Below are 20147 nucleotides of genomic sequence, written 5' to 3'. Positions count from 1 at the left end.
TTTTTTACTTACCCCAAAGTTACCCAACTATTATAGCTCGTATTCAAGTATCCGTTCGTCTTGCGGGAAATCTTGCGGGAAGATTGCACCTCGGTTTTGTAGTTCATACTTTGCATCTTCAGATAGTCCGGCATTGTTACCAAATCGAGAACTTTCTACTTTGGCAGTGCTCAGATTGGCATTGCTCAAGTCGGCATTGCTCAAATCGGCATCACTCAAGTTGGCACTGCTCAAGTTAGCATCGCTCAAATTGGCGGTACTCAGGTTGGTCGCTGTCAAATTAGCATTGTGCAAATTGGCATTGCTTAAATTGGCATTGCTTAAGTCAGCATTAATCAAATCGGCACCGCTCAAGTCCGCATCGCTTAAGTCGGCAAAACTCAAGTCGGCATCCATTAGCAAAGCATTTCTCAAGTCAGCACCACTTAAGTCAGCGCGACAAAGTTTTACGTTTGTTAGTTTAGCATTGCTTAAGTTCGCAAAACTCAGATCGGTACGACTCAAATCGGTATTATCTAAGTCAGCGCCACTGAGATTGAATCGGCTCAATTTGCAGCCAACTGCTTTAACACTACTTAAATCAGCTCCTGCTAAATCTTTATCTGGATTTAGACCAGCCTGTTTCATCAATTCCGATAAATTATCTGTATCTGCTTCAAGGATTTGTTTGATGTCATTTGCAAGCAATTCAGACTCACTAGAGTTAGGAAGTTGCGATTGTCGTCCCTCAAATTTAGTCGGCTCAGACTCACTGGTATTAGGAATTTGCGATTGCTTTGTTCCACTCGCAATGACAGGATGATGTTTGAGTTGCGATTGCTTCGTTTCACTCGCAATGACAGAATTCTGTATTAGCTGAGTCTGCCTCGCATAAAATTTAGTCAGTCGCTTCTCTTCGCTCCAAGCAACAAACGCAATTCCCCCAACTACACTTAACCCTACTGTCAAAGCTGGCGGACTTCCTCCTGTCAGCAACAGTATCCCCAACAAACCAACACCAACTTGAGCCGTTTGCTTGACTAAAGAATTTAATCCAGCTTCAGCTTCTTCATAAAGACTAATTTGTTTGCGGTTGACTAAAGTCATATCAAATATCTCCTAGGGATTATTTTTCAAATCTTTTAAATCTGCCCAAAATCTACCAATAATTCGACCTGCGAGAACTATCCACAACAAAAAATCAGAAGCTACAATAATGAAACAAGCATAACGAGATACACCCCAAGGGCTTTCTTTTAGACAAATATCGAAACCTGAAAAATCTTTACCGATAATAATTTCACCGATTAAACCGGGAAGTTTTAAAAGAATACCGATCGCGATCGCATCCTGAATTGACCCAAAAACTGTTCTCCCAAGTTGACCCATTAACCCATATAACACCTGATCGACAACCTCTAAAACATTCATCACTAACTTTTGCGTGAATGTACCCAATTTCGTACTTACTGGAGGAGATGGCACTACAGGAGTTGGACTCGATTGGGATGGTGTCGGAGTCGGAGTCAGCGGATTCGGCGGCGTAGTCATTACGGCACGGTATAAATTTTTATAAATATCGATCGCACTTTTTCAGATTATATCACACCAGAAAGTCTAGGAATAACAGCTTTGGTTAGTTCGGCAAACCAGCAAGAAAAATCTTCTCTGCCGTTAATTTCAACTCTGGGAATGCCAGCGATTCAACTATGTCATTTCCCCGAAATTGGCTGATTTGATATTCCCCGTCAACCAACTGATAAACCGAGATAGTAGGTTGTTTCGGATTACCAATAAAGCGTCTGCCGCCCAAAGCAGCATAATCCACAACCCAATATTCCGGGATACCCAATCTTTCATAATCAGCTACTTTAACCAGGTAATCATCTTGCCAGTTCGTACTGACAACCTCTACAGCCAATCGCACCGAAGATCCCATCGTGATGACGGATTCTTTTTTCCAGCGTGGTTCGTTTGCAAGTGCGGTTCTGTCTAGGACTATTACGTCTGGTTGATAACCTGCTTCGTCACGGACGGGTTTAATTAGGCAATCACCAGGGATAAAGTAAGGCAATTGCAGCCGTCTGATTTCAAAATTGATTTCACTGGAAAGAAAACCCGTAACTTCCGAATGGTCGCCGGTTCCTAAAGGCATTTCAACAATTACTCCGTTGTGTAGTTCGTACTTATGGACAGAGTTCTCTGGATACCAGGCAACGAACTCATCAAACGTGATTGTTTTGGATATGGTTTGGATCATGTTGCGGTTTCCTCTGTCTGGTGATTAGTATGCGGAAAGCTAGAAGATTACACAATGTACAAAGTACAATTTTTGATATTCTTTTAATATCCGATCGCCCCCCAGTCGTTCTAGCTCGGCTCGGTTGGAGGCAGACCGGCTCGAAAAATCACCTCGGTAGTCAACCTCAACTCTGGGAAAGCCAGCGATTCAACTATGTCATCGCCCTTAAACTGTTTTACCTGATACTCGCCGTCAACCAACTGGCAAACCGATAGTGTGGGTTGTTTGGGAGTACCGATGAACTTGCGGCCGCCCAAACCGAGGTAGTCCACAATCCAGTATTCGGGGATGCCCATTTCTTCGTAGTCGGCGAATTTGAGATGGTAATCGTCCCGCCAGTTGGTACTGACGACCTCTACAGCCAGTCGCACCGAAGACCCCATCGTGATGATGGATTCCCTATCCCAGCGCGGTTCTTTTGTGAGAGCTGCTTCGTCTAGGACAACTGCGTCTGGCAGGTAGCCCGCCTCGTTGCGGACGGGTTTGAGCAGGTAGTGGGCGGGGATAAAGCAAGGCAATTTCAGTCGCCTGATTTCTGCGATGATTTCGTCCCTGGTTAAAGCTATAACGCGGCAATGGCGGCCAGTTCCTAAAGGCATTTCAACAATTACTCCATTATGTAGTTCGTACTTATGGACAGAGTTCTCTGGATACCAAGCAACGAACTCATCAAACGTGATTGTTTTCGATATGGTTTGGATCATGTTGTGGTTTCCTCTGTCTGGTGATTAGTATGCGGAAAGCTCAAATATTACACAAGGATTTACGACAACGTTGTTCGTAATCCTTGACATAGGAAGTGAAGTTTGGTATAGTCTCGCGTCCATAATATCAAAATACTGATCGCGTCGATCGACCTCAAGAAATTAGGAGACGGCAGTGCCGTGTCCCTACCCACAATAATACTGTAGGGACACGGCATTGCCGTCTCCTCTATATCATTCCTTAGTTATTTGGGATTTTACATAAAGCATTTTGCAACATACTTTCAAAAAAAGTATCCAGAGAAGTTCCCGATGCTTTCGTCATCGCAGAAAGTACACTTTTCTGAGCAAAAGAACAGTAAAGCCCCGCTTCCAAGAACCAAGGTTTTCCCTGCGGATCTATCCGAAAATCAAATAGACTATAATCGCGACAACCCAAAGCTATATGAGATTTTCTGGCCATATCCCAAACTCTCTCAGTTGCCGAATCGCTGATGTCAACTATCCACGATTTGGTACTATCTTTAGCGGCATAACCCAAGCTGCCATCGTCATTTTGTTTCAGCTTATCGGCATAACTCCGAATCGGCATTGTATCGGCATCTAGAGCATATTCTTCTAGTGGCAAACAGACTAACTCGCCTGCTTTGACGATGATTCCACAGCGAACTTCTCTACCCAATTCAATGAATTTTTCTACTAGCACTTCATCTGAATGAGTCAATGCTTTCTGCAAAGCTGCATCATAGTCAGCAGCATTTTTCACGAAAGCCACTCCAATGGAATTATCACTATTCACTGGCTTAAGTACGATCGGGAAATCAATCAAAGTTCGATCGCCCGCACGGACAACTTCTCCCAACGGTACACTTACCCCAGCGGCTGCTACTACTGCCTTAGTCTTCGCTTTATCAGCCACCAGCGCCATCAACTCTGCGGGATTACCTACATAAGGAATACTCAGCAGATCGAAGAAGCTGCGGTATTGAGTCATGCCTGGGATGCAAAACATCTGGGGGATCATTACGTCAATCTTTAGGTCGGTCAGCACCTGCACAGCGCCCGCTAAAGACATGGGATGAGCGGCCTCGATCGCACTTTTATCGAGAGATGTCGGAAAACGCCAGGTGCGATCGGGAGAAACATAGGCAATATGAAATTCATACAGTGCTGAATTAGCCGTATTCTCCAAACAATCTTGGGCGTAAAGGCGTGACAAGTCACAGTAAAAATCACTGACTGCCGATCCAACTAAATGCAAAACCCGTAATACTGACATACTCAATCTCCTCCTATTTCCACAAGTTTGCCAATATTAAAATCAATCCGAATCCACTCTTTCGGCTTCTGCAAATTTCCCCATAACAATAATGGGATTTGCCAATGATGCACCATCAAAAATGGTAATGGATCGTTCCAATCGAAGATGGCATCTTTACCTTGAACAATAATTTGTAACCGCTCAGAAACTAGCTTTGGCGACGACAAATTAGTCACCAATCGCCAAATTTCGTGGTAAATCCAGTAAGTCGGGCGGCTAGATGCCAAGGGCTGCACAGTTTGTGGTAAAGAGTCGCGATCTAAATAAGCCTTGGCGACATCGGGATGGTTGTAAAACATCGTGATAGCTGAATGGGTGCGGGGATTACATTCGATCGCATAAATCTGTCCATCATCCGCCGCCTGAATGAAATCAAAGGAAACTTGTCCAGTCAAATTGAGGCTTTTGGCAAACTGACGAATCCAATTTTCGATGTCTGGGCGATCGACATTTTCATAGTTTACCTGAAATGCTGATGATTCACAGCAACAGTGCAACTGAATATGACCATCACGGATTGTACTGTGAGTGCAGAACTCTTGTCCCGGAATATACTCTTGCATAATCCAAGGTTTACTCTCGGAAATTGGTAAAGAGTTGACAAAAGTGGCAGTTTCGGCTGGGGTTTCGCAGGGTAATTTAGTGAGATCTAATCTGCGAATAGAATCGTAGGGAATACTTTTGATAATGTATTTGCGCTGTGCACCAGTGAAGTCAAAATCAATTACTTGCTGGGGATTTGTAATTAGGTAAGACTTCGGAACTCGCAGCCCCAAGGCTTCCGCAGCGGCGGCAAATGTATATTTATCATCCAATCTTTGCAGCATTTCGACATCTACGTGCATTACCGTACAGTGGGGAGAAAGTACGCTTTGGACTTCGGCATCGTAGTAACTGGCGACTGGACTACAAACGGGCACGTAAACATTAACTCCCTCTTGTTGGACGATTTTTAGGAGTGCTTGCGGGTATTCCTCTGTCTGGGGATTTGGTACTGTATAAAAGCGATCGACTGCCCAAGAGTAACGATGACCTGTCAGCCAGTATTTCTCAGTTTCAACCAAAATTACCCGATGACCGGCCTTGTGGAACGATCGCGCTAGCTGTAATGCCTTAGTCATCTTACCGCCACTGATCAAAATCGTTTGCGGAGTGGCTGTAGGCGATCGCGACTGGAACGGTTTAGTAAGTATGGCTCTGAGTAAGGCTATTATCGTCAAAGTTAGATTTAGGGGCATTACTAATAGCAACAAAGTCAGAGTTGCTATTGTTTTAAGTGCTGTTTGGAAGCGCCGATTCCCCGCATTTATTTTCTGTTCAGATGGCATCGCTGCAACTGAAATTGTTTCGAGCATAATTTTATAGTAAGTAGGCACTCTAATTAAACGTAATATCAAATCCGCCCTTCATCGGAATTATTCATATCCCTCTTCTCTTCATCGGCGTAAATCCGCGTGAATCCATTGTCATCTGCGGTTGCAAAATTATCTTTTTTTTGACCGCAGATACGGGTAGATAAACGCAGATAAACGCAGATGAGTGATATCGATTTTGGTGACAGACTCTGCACTCGCGATCGGAATTATTCATATCCCTCTTCTCTTCATCGGCGTGAATCCGCGTGAATCCATTGTCATCTGCGGTTGCAAAATTATCTTTTTTTTGACCGCAGATACAGGTAAATAAACGCAGATAAACGCAGATGAATTATATCAAATCCCTAAATCCCCCACCCTGCCCTGATTAAGGGAGGCTAGGGGGAGATCCGGGACAAGAAAACACGCTCTAAACGCGCCGAATCAAGGTAATCCCATCTCTCAATGGCACTAACACCTGCTCTACGCGCGGATCGTCAACCAGAGCCTGGTTGAATTTAGCGATCGCAATTCCGTTAGCAGTAGCAGTATCCGACAAATAGGGCTGTCCCTGCATCAGAGTATTATCGGCACAAATCAAGCCATTGGGCGCCAACAAACCAGTCGTCAGAAGTAAGTCGAGATAATCTGTGTATCCACCTTTATCAGCATCGATAAACACTAAATCGAACACTTCTCCAGCAGCAGCCAATTGTTTCATGGTTTCTAAAGCCGGTGCCACCTTCACTGATATTTTGTGGCCAGCAGTCGATTCGTCGAAACACTTCTGGGCAAATTCAGCGACGTAAGCATCGACTTCGCAGGCTACCACTTCTCCATCAACCGGCAGGGCTTCAGCCATCGCTAGTGCTGAGTAGCCAGTAAACATCCCGATTTCCAGCACGCGCTGTGCCTTCGTCAGATGGACGAGAAATTTGAGCATTTGCCCTTCCACATGGCCGGAGAGCATCTCTTGTTCCAAGTGGCGCACTGTCTCGCCGTCGGAGAATCGCTTACTCCAATCTTCTGATTGGGTGCGCTTGACTAAGGTGGCTAAGGCGGGAGATTCTGCTGTGGTACAAAGGTTCAGGTAGGGATCGAGACCGTTTGCCAATTCGTAGGCTTGTTGTAATTCTGCCTTGAAAGCTCGATCGATCGCATCAATTGACTCTACCTGCTGCACAAGACTTTCCAGTTTCGCAGCCAAAATCCCGACTGGGGTAACAGGTCTCATCCTTATACCCCTGCGGTGGAAGGAGTTCCAACTTTGTTCAGTACCACATACATATTCTCGCCATCGCCATTGCGTGGGTAGCCATGACAGATTTTTTGATGCACCGCTAGGGCTTCATCTAACTCAGTCCGAGTCAAATCATTCATGAAAAAGCAGTCACCAATGGGGCATGGAGCGGCCGCACGTTGGAGACCGTCACGGGTACGGGCGATGGATGTTGTTGCTTTCCAGAGCAATTCTGATGTAAGATGAGGGCTATCAATTGCTAGTCCGAGGCGACTCATTAATCCTAGGATGCGATCGCGCGAGGCGATCGAAATGTAGCCCCGTTGTTGAGCAATAGTCGCCGAAAAAGCCATATCGATGGCGACACTATGGCCGTGGAACATCGGAATTTCCGGTGTTAGTTCCAGCGTCGGACTCCAAGTGTGACCATAGGCAATCACTCGATCCAAATCTAGCTCGTGCAGGTTTGGTACTTCTAAGGCTAGCATTGATTGAATCGCATTGTAGGTTAAGCGATGCGCCACTTCTCGCAGTTCTGATGTGCCATCTAGATACCCAAAGTGGCTGTGCAGCAATGCTTCGCCGTAGTTTTCCAACAATTCAAAGATTTCTTTGTTGCCAACAACCGCGATCTTAATTAACTCTGCCATGCCGTTGCGTATTTGGTCGATCGGCAGAGTTTTCAGGAAGGAGAAATCTAAAATTACTTTCTGCGAAGCATGGTAAGCACCGAGGCGGTTTTTTAGTTTACCGTGATTCACAGCTACCTTGATCGCCACACTCGCATCAATCAGCCCAATTAGGGTTGTTGGTACGCGAATGTAGTTAGTCCGACGACGATAGGAGGAGCAGGCAAAACCTGTTACGTCAGTAGTCAATCCACCACCAACCACCAATACAGGTTCTTTCCGCACCAGTCCGAAATCAACAAAGGCATCTATGATGCTTTCAAAGGTGGTTAAGGTTTTATCTGGTTCCTTGATACTCACTGGAAAGACGGTTAAATCTATCTCGTGATACTGGAAGTAAGCGTGCATCTGCTTGCCGTACAAACCATACACTGTCTGGTCTACAACCATTAGACAGCGACCAAATTGCCGATAGCTATCCGCAATTTCTGGATTTTCGAGTTTGAAAGCGCCATCTACATAGAGTAGACTGAAATCAATTTTTTCGTACCCTTCAATGTGAAAAGCGCGATCGGTAGCTGTAAACGTAGCTTGAATGTCACCCATAAATTTTTTTCACTTTCATGTTGGTAAGTAACTGTAAGTATCCGGGCGAACCTCAAAATTATCAATCCCTTTGTTGGTAAGCTTCCTAGGTATTAACTGGACAAATTAATTATTTAATATTACGTTAACAATTGACCTGAAAGTTCACTTTCAAACCTGTTTGTTAAGAATACGTTAAATACTGTTTGTACAGCATTTGTACTGAAAGCCATCCTAGGATCGAGTTGAGACGGCCTCAATGCTTACACAAAACTTAACATAACGAATTTCTCATATTTGTGCAACCAAATTTAGATAAATCTCATAAAACTGTTGAGGAATATTAGATAATGGGCGATTTTTAGTTAAAAAATTTACAGATAAATCAGTATTTGAGGAAGTTTATGTATCCTAGGATACTCAGTAAGCCAAAAGGGCGATCGCGATTGACAATAAATGTATAAAATTATACTGAAAATTCAGGGAGTGTTTTAAAGTCAATTCAGCTTAGGCTGGAAACACCAAAGACAAATCCAGAGACAAATCGGGAAACCCCGGAATTACGACAGCCTCATTTTGCAGAACGACTTTTTGCGATCGATAATTGAAATCACCTTGTCTTTTTTGATAAGGTTCGCTGTGCATTTCGAGTTGACGATCGACTAAATTAAATATCCAATAATTAGCAATTCCAGATTCGGCATAGAGAGATAGCTTTGTTTCGCGATCGTACTTTAAAGTAGAATCAGAAACCTCAATTACTAACAAGATATCCGCAGGCTCCGGGTGAGAAGCTAAATAACGATCGGAACGATTGCGGGCGATAACCACATCAGGTTCTGGTTCGCTATCTGTAGTAGATAAAATTATCGGCTCTTGACCGCGCACGATCGCCTTTTTTATCGCCAGCGTGCACAACTCTCCTAATAGTAGCGAATTACAAACAGAATGAAACGTAGTTTTAGCAGCTTTGATGATAATTTCTCCGCGAATCAATTCTACTTGCTCATCGGGAGCGAAAAATCCCAGTTTTCCCAAACGGTGATATTCTGCGATCGAGAATCTTTTCGCGGTGACACTATTCGTAGCTTTCCTTACCTACTTTATTTCTTAGTCTCGCGTTGCGCGGACTTTGTTTTTGTAGACGCGATTTCAATCGCCGAGTTATCTGAGAAGATATATTAAGCCCGATCGCCCGGGAGCACTTGAACAGCAGCAGCCTCCGGTAATCGATCGTAAGAACTTCCACCCAAACTATTAACTTGACGCATCAAAGTGCCCATTTCCAGAGCACTCATCCCATAATTCCAGCCCAAATTGCTCTTAATTCCCGCCCTTTCCAAAGCTTGCTGCATCGTGTCAGTCGTCACCACGCCAAAAATCACCGGGACACCACTTTGAAAAGCAGCAGCAGCAATTCCTTTAGAAACCTCACCAGCTACAAAATCGAAATGCGGAGTTTGACCGCGAATTACCGCACCCAGACAGATTACCGCATCGTAGCGGCCAGAAAGAGCAGCTTTGCGGGCCACCAAAGGAATTTCAAAACATCCGGGAACCCAATAAAAATCAACTTGATTTCCATGAGGATTGATATCAACGCCGTGGCGTTTCAAACAATCTTGACATCCTTCCAAAAGTTTGTTGACAATCAAATCGTTAAAACGACCGATGACAATCGCAAATCGCAAAGATTCTGTTTGAGTAAAATTTCCCTCGAAAACTGCCATAGTGCTCTAATTTTAGATTTTAGGTTTTAGATTTTAGATTTTTGTTTGCCAGAAGGTAAAGTTTAGAAAGCAGAAACATCTGATTTTAATCTCAAGTGCACAAACATACAGGATCGCGCGGATTGGAAATTTTTTAGTGGGTACCGAATACCGAATACCTTCAAAATTCTGGTTAATGCCTTCAGCCTTCTATCTTTTACCTTCTTTATTCGAGAGCGATGGGCGAGCTTAAACTACCAAAAAGTTCAATACAGCCACTGCAATAACCAGCAAGAACCACAGACCTGAACCTACAAAAATCAAGGATTTAGACTGATTCCAGTTTTGGGGAGAGGCATAAGCAACAGGCACGCCAACTACCATCACAAAAGACAGCAGTACGAGAGCCAGTAAAACCAATTGAAACAGAATTGATAACATTTTTTCTCCTTTCGATATAGCCGTGCGTTGACGAGAAATAGTTTGTAATAATCTGGATAAAAATTCCAGATTATAGTTTTTGACCCATTTAAAAACGGGTTCACTTCCCCGACTTACGTCGTGGAGATTTCAAAATCTTAGACCAAAGTTGCATCTCCCAGATCGATCTGTGGAGTAAATCTAAAATCTACAATCTACAATCGACTGACTGTATCCCGATAGTAATCCAGAAATTGTCGGTTGATTGATACGAAAGAGACTTTGCAAATTCGGGCGTTGCGCGAACAGGCGCCAGCGGCTCTTGAGATTTACATCAATTTTATCATTGTTCGCTACTTGACAGAACACTGGGTTCAAGACAGGCTGAAGGCTGAGTTAAGCAGTCGAGGTCGCATTAAACCTCGGAAACCGGGTTTATTAGGTGATTTCTGGTTCCTCGTCGCAATTTTTTTACCTAAACCCGGTTTCTAGCCCCATGCGTAAGTTTTGCTATAGTGCGATCGCCCGGTATCAAAGCCCCAGAAATTGCTAGTGTGGGAGTGAGAGATACGAGATTTTCCGGCTATGGACTTAGTTTTGTGCCACACAACAGCAGATTTTGACAGCTTGGGAGCAGCGGTGGGACTTTGCGTGCTGCGCCCCGGTAGCAGAATTGTGCTGACTGGGGGTTGTCACCCGACAGTGCGGGATTTTTTGGCGCTGCACCGCGACGAGTACCCGCTGATCGAACGTCGATCGGTCAATCCGCAACAAATTCGATCGATTACTATAGTAGATGCCTCGGGGCGCGATCGTTTAGGAAAAGCCGCCGAATGGCTAGATTTGCCACACCTCAACGAAATAGCGGTTTTTGACCACCATCTCCAAGCCGATTTGGACATCCCCGCGACTGTTACCCAAATCGAAGCTGTCGGCGCAACCACCACATTAATTGTCGAAAAACTCCGCGAAAAACTCAAAAATTCAGCAGAAAACGGCGATACAGTATCCCGGCTTTTACCTTCAGAAGCCACAGTCATGGCCCTCGGTATCCACGTCGATACCGGTTCCCTCACCTTCGACGGCGCAACCGCGCGAGATGCAATGGCTTTGGCGTGGTTGATGGAACAAGGAGCAAGTTTGCGGGTAATCTCTGAATATGTAGAACCCGGTTTGTCTCCGCAATTGCAGGATTTGCTCAGAGAAGCATTGGAGAATTTGCGATCGCAAACCTTGCACGGTTATACAGTAGCTTGGGTATTACTTTCTACTGAAGCCTACGTGCCCGGACTTTCGGCGCTAGCTTCTCGCTTGTTGGATTTAACTGAAACCGATGCTCTACTTTTAGGCAATGTTTATAAATTTAGCGAAAACGACAACCGCAACATCGCCCAATCGCCAGTTTCCAACCGCTTAGCTATTATCGGTCGATCGCGTATCGAAGGCACAAACCTCAGCGAATTGTTCAAACCTTTCGGCGGCGGAGGCCACGCCCGCGCCGCATCCCTCGCCACCCGAGATGTTGACGCCCTGCTGACTTTAAATCAATTAGCCGACGAACTCAAAGCTCAAATCCCGCACCCTCCCACCGCCCGCGAATTAATGTCATCCCCAGTGAGGAGCATTCGCCCGGAAATCTCCGTGGGAGAGGCTCACCGTATCCTCCTACGTTACGGACATTCTGGACTTTCAGTGGTCGATACGGGCGATCTACTGGCAGGCATTATCTCGCGCCGCGACATTGATATCGCCCTCCACCACGGTTTCAGTCACGCTCCGGTTAAGGGTTACATGACTCCGCAGCTAAAAACGATCGCCCCGGATACCTTGCTGCCAGAAATTGAAGCTTTAATGGTGACATACGATATCGGGCGTTTGCCAGTGTTGGAAAACGGCCAACTCGTGGGAATTGTGACTCGCACTGACGTGTTGCGGGAATTGCACCAGCAAAAAGCGCGCGATAGTGGAAGTAATTCTCAATTGTCTAATTATCCTGTATCTGAGTCGGTTGAGCAGTTGTTGCGATCGGGCATTAGTAGCGAATTATGGCAATTATTGTCGATCGCTGCCAACATTGCACGAGAGCGCGGCTGGCAACTTTATATTGTCGGTGGAGCAGTCCGCGATTTATTATTAGCTTTGAATGACACCAAGGGCGGGCAAGATGCCCACAACAGGCATCTTGCCTGTTACCCTAACTGATATTGATTTGGTAGTCGATGGAAACTGCGGTACCGACGATTCCGGTGCCGGTGTCGAATTAGCCTCAGCCCTGCAAAAGCTTTACCCCAACTCGCGTTTGGACGTTCACGGTCAATTTCAAACCGCCGCCCTATTGTGGCACAAAGACTCTGCTTTCGGCTCGCTGTGGCTGGATATCGCTACGGCTCGTACTGAATTTTATCCCTATCCGGCTGCAAATCCCGAAGTTGAAGCGAGTTCGATCCGCCAAGATTTGTACCGCAGGGATTTTACAATTAATGCGCTGGCTGTGCGGTTGGGTATTCCCCGCAGCAAATTCGAGTTTTGCACGCTAACAGTTTTATCGAAGATCCGACGCGGATTTATCGGGCGGTGCGGTTTGCGGTACGGCTGGGATTTTCCATTGAATCGCAGACTGAAGGATACATCCGCCACGCTTTGGAAAGCGGAATTTATTACCGAATTCAGGGGGAAAACGGCAGAGCTCCGGCTTTGGAAACTCGCCTCAAAAGTGAGTTGAAATACATTTTGCAAGCTCCTTATTGGCAGGTTGCTTTGCAGATGTTGGGAGATTTGCAAGCTTTGCGCTGTATTCATCCTACTTTAGATTTGGATCGTCCGTTGTGGCGGCGACTGCGTTTGCTCGATCGATGTTTGAATGGAAGGAAGAAATCCGAGGGAAGTCGGAAGCCCAATTCCCAATTCCCAATGCCCAATTCCCAATTCCCAATTATCAATATTCCAGATTGGCTGATGCGGCTGGAAGTTTTGATCGCTTATTTAGCACCGGAATATCGGGTTAAAGTGGCTACAAATCTTCAGTTACCTGCTGACAGTATTAAGCGGCTGGAAGTTTTGGAAGCTGGAAATCAGGAATTAGCAAAGGGTTTACTGAAGTGTAATTTACCCAGTCAATTAGTGTTTCTGTTGAGGAATTATGAGTTGCCGCTGTTAATTGCGATCGCCCTGCAAAGCCCCCGCAGCGCCCGCCGCCAGATTTGGCAATATATCACCCGGTTGGCGAATGTTGAGCCACCTTTAAACGGCAATGACTTGAAGGCATTGGGTTACAAGCCTGGGCCTGGGTTTAAGGTAATGTTGGATGATTTGTTGGCGGCTGCGTTGGATGGCGATTTGGGCGATCGGGCTAGCGCGATCTCTTTCTTAGCACAACGTTACCCTCAATCTTAGTCTGCTATAGCGGCTCTAGCTCTCATATGAGGTACGTTGTTGGGCTTCAGCCCTCTTTGTCTGGGAGGTTATATAAGCTGTCAGTCATACCTCATCTTTGTGAGAAAGGCTATATGTCAGCAGCACGTTATTTTTTGTAAATATATCGGCTAATAATTGCTGAATTTTACCGTCATCTTGTATCCGTTAATCGGGTACACTGACTCGTTGCCGCACAGCCATCTTATATCCGTTAAATCTCGCGCCAGCGAATTCGTTGCCGAACTTTTTTCTTCCTTATTCACAAGCCGATCGTCGCACATTATTAGATTTTTTGAGAATTTACGTGAAAAAACAGCGTCCTCCTGGTTTAATCGCAATTGTCGTTTACAAAACTTTTGTAGCAGCCCTCTTGACAGTAACTTCCGTCGCTTTACTTTTAGCGCTGAAGAATCATCAAGCCTTGGAAGATTTTTCGGAATCGTACTTCTTGGAAAGTAAATTAAAAATAATTGAGCTTCTACTAGATAAAGTTCTAAGTGTAAAGCCTAAAACATTACTATTTAGCGGACTTGCAGCAGGACTTTATGCCGCTTTAACTGCTCTTGAAGCAGTTGGTTTGTGGTACGAAAAAGGGTGGGCGACTATTTTGGTTTTAGCGCTGGTAGGTATCAGTATCCCGCCCGAAATATATGAGTTATTTCATGGTTTTACCGTACTTAAGCTGGTGGTTTTTATCGCAAATATAGCGGTGTTTTGGTATTTGCTGCACCATTTGCCGAAGCACGGTAATTCAGTTGACAGTTGACAGTTGACAATTGACAGCAACTTCTACCTGGAAGCCCGAGGATTGGGGTAATGAATCGTCTGATTTTAATTTATACGCCAAACCCATAGGCTTTAAACAAATTTTTTATTGTAAGGAAGATTAAAGTTCAATACGCTGGAGTCCTAATACCATTTTTTTAAATTTACAAAAAGGTGAGGTATGACTGACAGGTTATATAACCACTGAAACCAAGAGGGCTCTCTTCCCAACAACGTCCGCGAATATGAGAGCTAGATCCGCTATAGATCTCTATCGGATATTTAGAAAAATAGTATAAGGTACACTGCTATTAAAAATTAGTCAAAAAAATAGACTTTTCTATTTTCAAGTAGCGACGCACCTGTGCCATTGCGCTTTCACCAAACAACCATGTTTGTAATATGAATTTTCAAAACTCTGGCAACATTATTCGTAAGGTGCGGATACATCAACAATCCCTAAAATTAATTCACTTTTCGAGCGGCAACGAATCTTACCTACAGAGTCGATCGAACAAACCGAACACTTGTTTTGTAGCACTACTTTTGATAAATGGTATAAGTAGGACTCCCTTCTATAGACTTTCTCAGCTTTCTGGAGGTACAAGTTGAGATTTTCCATTTTTCGATTTGAGATTGGGGATTGAGGGATTGATTGGTCAATACTTCATCTTTTTGAAAAGATATATCATAACAGTGACCACAAGTCAAATAAAAACCTAAATCTTTACATAAGCCTGCGATTGGTAAAGATTTGATAAAGGCAAGAGGGGTTATACCCCCCATGGGCTATAGTCATAGTCATATAGATGCACCCTGATGGCTTTCCCGTTCCACAAGAGCGGGATTTTTATTGGCAAAAAATTGTGTTAAGTTTTGAGACGACGGCTACAGATAAAATAACCGCCAGAGGCAAAGATGACCTGGCAGAGCAAAACCGACGCCCTAGGGCGCCGATCGTCGATCGAACCTCACCCCTAACTCTGCTTTCATAACCCAAAGGCGGTAGCATAGTTTGGGAACCGGCATCAACTAAAGATGAACTTAGCGCCAGCAACAGTCCTGCAAAAGGGCAAATACACAATTAACGCGACTTTAGGCAGAGGAGGGTTCGGCATCACTTACCGAGCTACCCACACCCAATTAAACCAAACCGTCGTACTCAAAACCCTCAACGAAAGTCTGCGCCAACACCCAGCCTCTGCCCAGTTTCAGCAGCAGTTTATTGCCGAAGCCCAGCGCCTGTCTCGATGCCAGCATTCAAACATCGTCAGGGTAATTGACTTTTTTGAAGAAGCCGGACAGTCTTTTATCGCGATGGACTACATTCCGGGCCAAACTCTCGCCCAAATAGTCGAAACCAGTCAGCCGCTACCAGAAGCCCAGGCCCTGCACTACATTCGGCAAATAGCCTCAGCGGTAAGTACAGTTCACCACAGCGGATTGCTACACGGAGACATCAATCCAGAAAATATGATCCGGCGAGCCGATTCTCATCTAGTAATGTTGATAGACTTCGGTGTTGCTCGCGACTTTATCGCCGACACGAAACAAACTCACACTAACTTGCTTTCCCCAGGATACGCGCCGCTCGAACAATACCTCTATGACGGTAAATGTACGCCGGCCACAGATGTTTACGCGATCGCAGCCACCCTTTACTACTTGCTCTCCGGCGTACCACCCGTAGCAGCACCCCTGCGCGATCGCATTCCCCTGGCTTCTTTGCGGCAATTTCAGCCCAACCTCAGCCCCGGCATTGAGCGAGCAATCCTTCAGGGACTCGAAACCGACCCCCAGAAACGCCCCCAGACAGTGGAAAATTGGCTTACTATGCTGCAAGAAACAGAGCGATTACCCGCACAGAGAACAGACAAGCAAAGTTTGCGATTGCCAGCACCTCCCCCCCTGCCGTTGACCTTGCTGGCGTTTGTCGTCACGGCTGCAATTGCTGGCTGGATGGGTTTTGACTTGGCCTGGCGCTACCACAGCATCAGTGCCAGCAACAACAGATCCACAACTCAATCCTTCCCATCTTTGGAAGATTTGCTCAAATCCCGTGATTTGTCAGGGCCGATGTTCGGGCAGCCGTCTGTCGAAAGCAGCCCTCTGGTTCCACTCCAACTCAACAAGCGCCCCAAACCCACGTCAGACAGCAGCATACCAGAACCGATCGACAACTCAACAGCTAGCGCCCAACCTTCTGCCTCCCCAAGCCCGGAGACTCCCGCCCCAGATCCTGAACCTTCAGCATCCCCAACTCCCGATCCCGAAGCGCAGATCTCTGAGTACCCCATTCCAGAACCTAAAACTGAAACCCAGCCAGCACCCGAAGCAGCATCCGCACCTGTACCAGAAGTTCCGCCCCTGCCACCCGAATCCCGCAGATCCTCCCCTCCCGTACCCGCACCCGCCCCGTCTGCTGCCAATAGTTCTGAAACATTCCCACAGCAAGAATCCGCACCGACAGTACCGTCACCGGCCCTAGGATCGATCGAACCGCCAATACCAAGCCAAAACGGCAGCAATTCCGGTACTTCGATCGCACCTTACTCGCCGCCCCCCGTGCCAGAACCGACAGTGCCTTATCCTGAACCTGCGACAAATTAGTATTCTTTTTTTTGCTTAAAAGGGCGAACTAATCCTTGGTTTGAGGATTGACTAAATATCCATCGATTGTGGAGCGAATAACGCCATTCCAAACCACAGACAATTTCGCACAACCTGCGATAGACTCAGAAAATATCAATAGCCATTGCCGGAAATTATCGAATATTTTCTATCACCTAACTAATCAGAATGGAAACCCCAAAATTTATAAATATTTGATATTTTGTGGTAAATTATGTTAATATTGAGACCGGACGGCTAGGTTGTTCGAGGTCGCCCATTAGTTCTGCCAAACCTACTAAGCTTGAGAAAGGTTTGAGTAAAACTAGAGCCGAGAATGCCGTGAGTTACCGTGGTGGCGCCCTATATGCGATCGCGATCGGTGCAAACAGTTGTTTTTTTCGGTGCAAGCCAGGGTGGTCGATCGATTCGGGCAAAGTTCCTTTCTTTGGGAACAAGCGCCATCGAGGATAAGCAAGTTATAATTTGTTGCGGAAGCGTACAGAGATTTCTATATGAGTAAACCCCCAGTTCATGCCTTTTTTGTAGGAAGAGCAGTTGCCGAAGCACTGTACGAGCAATTAGAAAGCGCAGCAACCAACGCTTTCTCCGAACTCGGCAAATTTGACGCCGAACAAAGAGAACGCCTGCGCCAGTTCACAGATAAAGTTGTAGAACGGGCCAATCGCGCTGCCGATGAGGCGATGCAGACCAGAACTGGTACTGGAACCACCAGCACTACTACTGACATTCAAGACATCCATCCCGCAGACTTGCAAGTAACGATCGACGAGCTGCGCGCCGAAGTCGCTCTCGTGCGATCGGAATTGCAGCGCTACCGCAGCAGTTTGCCTTAACAAAGGACGATTCCAGCGGACGATAGCTCCGAAGTGACGATCGCAACAACTACTGATTGCTACACGAGCGCAAAGCAATGCGCTCCTGCGCTCCTTCTTACCTGCAATCAAAGCAACAACATAAAATAAGCAATTTGGGAACCCAAGTGTCTGCTCTCCTTGATGACTCTGTTAATCGCCAGCGCTCCCCCAAGCGTACTAGCGACGCCGATGAGCCAAAAACTGCTGGTAAATCCTACAAAAGTAAAGCTTATCGCTGGAATCGCGAAAAATATTCCCGGCAGCGACGATTCTTCGACATTTGGGCCTTTGTCCTGCTCTGGCTGGCTTCACTGTGGTTCGACAGCAAAAACTGGAGCTACTGGGGAGGTGTAACTGAAGAAAAGAAAGTTGCCAGACGCCGCTTTCAAGCTATCTGGGTTCGAGAAACACTCTTGGATTTAGGCCCGACTTTCATTAAAGTTGGACAATTATTTTCCACCCGCGCCGACTTGTTCCCGGCAGAGTTTGTCGAGGAACTTTCTAAGCTGCAAGATAAAGTGCCTGCTTTCAGCTACGAACAGTTAGAGGTAATTGTCGAGCAAGATTTGGGCAAGACTGTTGAGGAACTCTACCGCAGCTTCGATCCTGTGCCCCTGGCCGCTGCCAGTTTGGGTCAGGTACACAAAGCTCAACTGCACTCGGGCCCGGAAGTTGTAGTAAAAGTGCAACGCCCTGGACTGCGAAAGCTGTTTGAAATAGATTTGCAAATTCTCAAGGGGATTGCTCGCTATTTTCAAAACCATCCTAAGTGGGGCCGCGGCCGAGATTGGATGGGGATTTATGAGGAATGTTGTCGCATTCTGTGGCTGGAAATAGACTATCTCCATGAAGGCCGCAATGCTGATACTTTTCGCCGCAATTTTAGCAACTGCGACTGGGTGCAGGTGCCACGAGTTTATTGGCGCTACGCGGCTCCGCGAGTGCTGACTTTGGAATACCTACCAGGGATTAAAATCAGCCACTACGAAGCTCTCGAAGCAGCCGGGATCGATCGCAAATTAATTGCTCAGTTAGGCGCTAAAGCTTATTTGCGGCAGTTGCTCAACGATGGCTTTTTCCACGCAGATCCCCACCCCGGCAATATCGCTGTGAGTGCTGACGGATCTCTGATTTTCTACGATTTCGGCATGATGGGTCAAATCCAGTCCAACGTCCGCGAAGGACTGATGGAGACTCTCTACGGCATTGCTTCCAAGGATGGACAGCGGATTATGGATTCTCTGATCAACTTGGGCGCTTTGGTTCCCACAGGCGATATGAGTCCCGTGCGCCGCAGCATCCAGTATATGCTCGATAACTTCATGGATAAGCCTTTTGAAGAGCAGTCCGTGAGTGCGATTACCGATGACCTTTACGATATTGCCTACGACCAACCTTTTCGCTTCCCAGCTACCTTTACTTTTGTAATGCGAGCTTTTTCGACGATTGAAGGCGTGGGCCGGGGTTTAGATCCCGAGTTTAACTTTATGGAGGTGGCACAACCTTTTGCCATGCAGCTTATGACTAATGGAAATGGGCCGGATGCAACGAGCAGCATTTTTAACGAACTAGGCCGTCAGGCGGCTCAGGTGAGTTCGACTGCTTTGGGTTTGCCCCGCCGGATTGAGGAGACTATTGATAAACTCGAACAGGGAGATTTACGGATTCGAGTCCGTTCTTCCGAAGCTGAGCGATTGATGCGCCGCATGAGCAACGTTCAAATGGGCACTAATTATACTTTGATGATGAGTGCTTTTACTTTGTCGGCGACAATTTTGTTTGTCAGCAATCAAGTATGGCCCGCTGTCGCTGTGGCTTTGCTGGCTGCGGGTGCTGGGTTTGCTCTGTTGCGTTTGTTCAAACGGATCGATCGATTAGATAGAATGTCATAATGCGGCCAATTGACGATCGAAAATTTCTGGCTTGAGATTTGTCGCCTGCAAAAACTTAACATTTAACGAGTTCGCCGGGAATTCCCCATCCTCTCGTAGTGTAGGAACAGCGTAGCGTCTTCCGCAACGAAGAAGGTTGGGGATGAAAGGCAGGTGGATGTAGCGCAGCGGAGCAAGACTTAAGTGGCAAATAGTCTGCTAAACTTATCTACAGTTGATTGCTGAGAGTCAGTTCCATGTTTGCCGTCAAGCGAGCGCTCAAATTAAATAATACTGAAGCAACCTTGATGGCAAAACACGCAGGCTTTCGGCGCGTCGTATTTAACATGGGTTTGAGCCTGAGA

General features: G+C 46.1%; 18 protein-coding genes and 1 pseudogene. 8 read left to right on the top strand and 11 right to left on the bottom strand.

The features are described from left to right. Window positions 1-30 precede the first annotated feature (30 nt). The 11 genes from JGK20_RS09465 to psbZ form a co-directional block, all read right to left on the bottom strand. The gene (locus JGK20_RS09465) at window positions 31-1086 is read right to left on the bottom strand and encodes a pentapeptide repeat-containing protein (RefSeq protein WP_293230199.1); all 1056 of its coding nucleotides are present in this window, start codon (window positions 1084-1086) and stop codon (window positions 31-33) included. Window positions 1087-1098: 12 nt separating this feature from the next. Further along, window positions 1099-1530: a hypothetical protein gene (locus JGK20_RS09460; RefSeq protein ID WP_293184920.1), complete on the bottom strand. Its 432-nt coding sequence runs from the start codon at window positions 1528-1530 to the stop codon at window positions 1099-1101. 85 nt (window positions 1531-1615) lie between these two features. Next, complete coding sequence (locus JGK20_RS09455) at window positions 1616-2239, bottom strand: Uma2 family endonuclease (RefSeq protein WP_293184919.1); 624 nt, start codon at window positions 2237-2239, stop codon at window positions 1616-1618. Between the two features lie 110 nt (window positions 2240-2349). After that, on the bottom strand, window positions 2350-2985 hold the full coding sequence (locus JGK20_RS09450) for a Uma2 family endonuclease (RefSeq protein ID WP_293230197.1): 636 nt from the start codon (window positions 2983-2985) through the stop codon (window positions 2350-2352). Window positions 2986-3226: 241 nt separating this feature from the next. Next, window positions 3227-4264 carry an ATP-grasp domain-containing protein gene (locus tag JGK20_RS09445; protein WP_293230194.1) on the bottom strand — a complete coding sequence of 346 codons (1038 nt, stop codon included), beginning with the start codon at window positions 4262-4264 and terminating at the stop codon, window positions 3227-3229. Window positions 4265-4266: 2 nt separating this feature from the next. Next, window positions 4267-5661, bottom strand: coding sequence for an ATP-grasp domain-containing protein (locus JGK20_RS09440; protein WP_293230191.1), 1395 nt, complete (start codon window positions 5659-5661; stop codon window positions 4267-4269). A gap of 430 nt (window positions 5662-6091) precedes the next feature. After that, window positions 6092-6895: a class I SAM-dependent methyltransferase gene (locus tag JGK20_RS09435; RefSeq protein WP_293230188.1), complete on the bottom strand. Its 804-nt coding sequence runs from the start codon at window positions 6893-6895 to the stop codon at window positions 6092-6094. A gap of 2 nt (window positions 6896-6897) precedes the next feature. Next, on the bottom strand, window positions 6898-8136 hold the full coding sequence (locus JGK20_RS09430) for a sedoheptulose 7-phosphate cyclase (protein WP_293225763.1): 1239 nt from the start codon (window positions 8134-8136) through the stop codon (window positions 6898-6900). A 486-nt stretch (window positions 8137-8622) separates the two neighbouring features. Continuing rightward, window positions 8623-9171, bottom strand: a complete 549-nt coding sequence (locus JGK20_RS09425; RefSeq protein WP_293184977.1) for a Uma2 family endonuclease — start codon at window positions 9169-9171, stop codon at window positions 8623-8625. A 125-nt stretch (window positions 9172-9296) separates the two neighbouring features. Then, window positions 9297-9845 (bottom strand): 6,7-dimethyl-8-ribityllumazine synthase, encoded by a 549-nt coding sequence (gene ribH / locus JGK20_RS09420; RefSeq protein WP_293184911.1) that lies wholly within the window; start codon window positions 9843-9845, stop codon window positions 9297-9299. A gap of 228 nt (window positions 9846-10073) precedes the next feature. Beyond that, window positions 10074-10265, bottom strand: coding sequence for a photosystem II reaction center protein PsbZ (psbZ, locus tag JGK20_RS09415; RefSeq protein WP_293184909.1), 192 nt, complete (start codon window positions 10263-10265; stop codon window positions 10074-10076). 240 nt (window positions 10266-10505) lie between these two features. Between psbZ and JGK20_RS09410 the strand changes: the two genes are divergently transcribed. From JGK20_RS09410 to JGK20_RS09375, 8 genes and pseudogenes are all read left to right on the top strand, one after another. After that, on the top strand, window positions 10506-10736 hold the full coding sequence (locus JGK20_RS09410; protein ID WP_293184908.1) for a hypothetical protein: 231 nt from the start codon (window positions 10506-10508) through the stop codon (window positions 10734-10736). Window positions 10737-10829: 93 nt separating this feature from the next. After that, window positions 10830-13637, top strand: a pseudogene (locus JGK20_RS09405) (CBS domain-containing protein). 256 nt (window positions 13638-13893) lie between these two features. Beyond that, on the top strand, window positions 13894-14424 hold the full coding sequence (locus tag JGK20_RS09400) for a DUF2127 domain-containing protein (protein WP_293184907.1): 531 nt from the start codon (window positions 13894-13896) through the stop codon (window positions 14422-14424). 1037 nt (window positions 14425-15461) lie between these two features. Further along, entirely contained in the window at window positions 15462-17033 is a 1572-nt protein-coding gene (locus tag JGK20_RS09395) for a protein kinase (protein ID WP_293184906.1), read from the top strand. 315 nt (window positions 17034-17348) lie between these two features. Next, window positions 17349-17507: a hypothetical protein gene (locus tag JGK20_RS09390; protein WP_293184905.1), complete on the top strand. Its 159-nt coding sequence runs from the start codon at window positions 17349-17351 to the stop codon at window positions 17505-17507. A gap of 41 nt (window positions 17508-17548) precedes the next feature. Then, on the top strand, window positions 17549-17890 hold the full coding sequence (locus tag JGK20_RS09385; protein WP_293184904.1) for a DUF6825 family protein: 342 nt from the start codon (window positions 17549-17551) through the stop codon (window positions 17888-17890). A gap of 146 nt (window positions 17891-18036) precedes the next feature. Beyond that, window positions 18037-19803, top strand: coding sequence for an AarF/ABC1/UbiB kinase family protein (locus JGK20_RS09380; RefSeq protein ID WP_293184903.1), 1767 nt, complete (start codon window positions 18037-18039; stop codon window positions 19801-19803). A 236-nt stretch (window positions 19804-20039) separates the two neighbouring features. After that, on the top strand, window positions 20040-20147 hold a 108-nt coding region (locus JGK20_RS09375; RefSeq protein ID WP_293187183.1), incomplete at its 3' end, for a helix-turn-helix domain-containing protein.

The organism is Microcoleus sp. PH2017_05_CCC_O_A, from assembly GCF_020738785.1.
In the GTDB taxonomy this organism is placed as follows: Bacteria; Cyanobacteriota; Cyanobacteriia; order Cyanobacteriales; family Microcoleaceae; genus Microcoleus.
This window is presented reverse-complemented; position numbering and strand designations above follow the sequence as displayed.

Bases quoted from the DNA above. Each gene is read 5' to 3' on its own strand.
- JGK20_RS09455 (WP_293184919.1), bottom strand. From the start codon at position 2,239: ATGATCCAAACCATATCCAAAACAATCACGTTTGATGAGTTCGTTGCC.
- JGK20_RS09385 (WP_293184904.1), top strand. From the start codon at position 17,549: ATGAGTAAACCCCCAGTTCATGCCTTTTTTGTAGGAAGAGCAGTTGCC.
- JGK20_RS09395 (WP_293184906.1), top strand. From the start codon at position 15,462: ATGAACTTAGCGCCAGCAACAGTCCTGCAAAAGGGCAAATACACAATT.
- JGK20_RS09435 (WP_293230188.1), bottom strand. From the start codon at position 6,895: ATGAGACCTGTTACCCCAGTCGGGATTTTGGCTGCGAAACTGGAAAGT.
- JGK20_RS09465 (WP_293230199.1), bottom strand. From the start codon at position 1,086: ATGACTTTAGTCAACCGCAAACAAATTAGTCTTTATGAAGAAGCTGAA.
- ribH (WP_293184911.1), bottom strand. From the start codon at position 9,845: ATGGCAGTTTTCGAGGGAAATTTTACTCAAACAGAATCTTTGCGATTT.
- JGK20_RS09430 (WP_293225763.1), bottom strand. From the start codon at position 8,136: ATGGGTGACATTCAAGCTACGTTTACAGCTACCGATCGCGCTTTTCAC.
- JGK20_RS09440 (WP_293230191.1), bottom strand. From the start codon at position 5,661: ATGCTCGAAACAATTTCAGTTGCAGCGATGCCATCTGAACAGAAAATA.
- psbZ (WP_293184909.1), bottom strand. From the start codon at position 10,265: ATGTTATCAATTCTGTTTCAATTGGTTTTACTGGCTCTCGTACTGCTG.
- JGK20_RS09450 (WP_293230197.1), bottom strand. From the start codon at position 2,985: ATGATCCAAACCATATCGAAAACAATCACGTTTGATGAGTTCGTTGCT.
- JGK20_RS09460 (WP_293184920.1), bottom strand. From the start codon at position 1,530: ATGACTACGCCGCCGAATCCGCTGACTCCGACTCCGACACCATCCCAA.
- JGK20_RS09445 (WP_293230194.1), bottom strand. From the start codon at position 4,264: ATGTCAGTATTACGGGTTTTGCATTTAGTTGGATCGGCAGTCAGTGAT.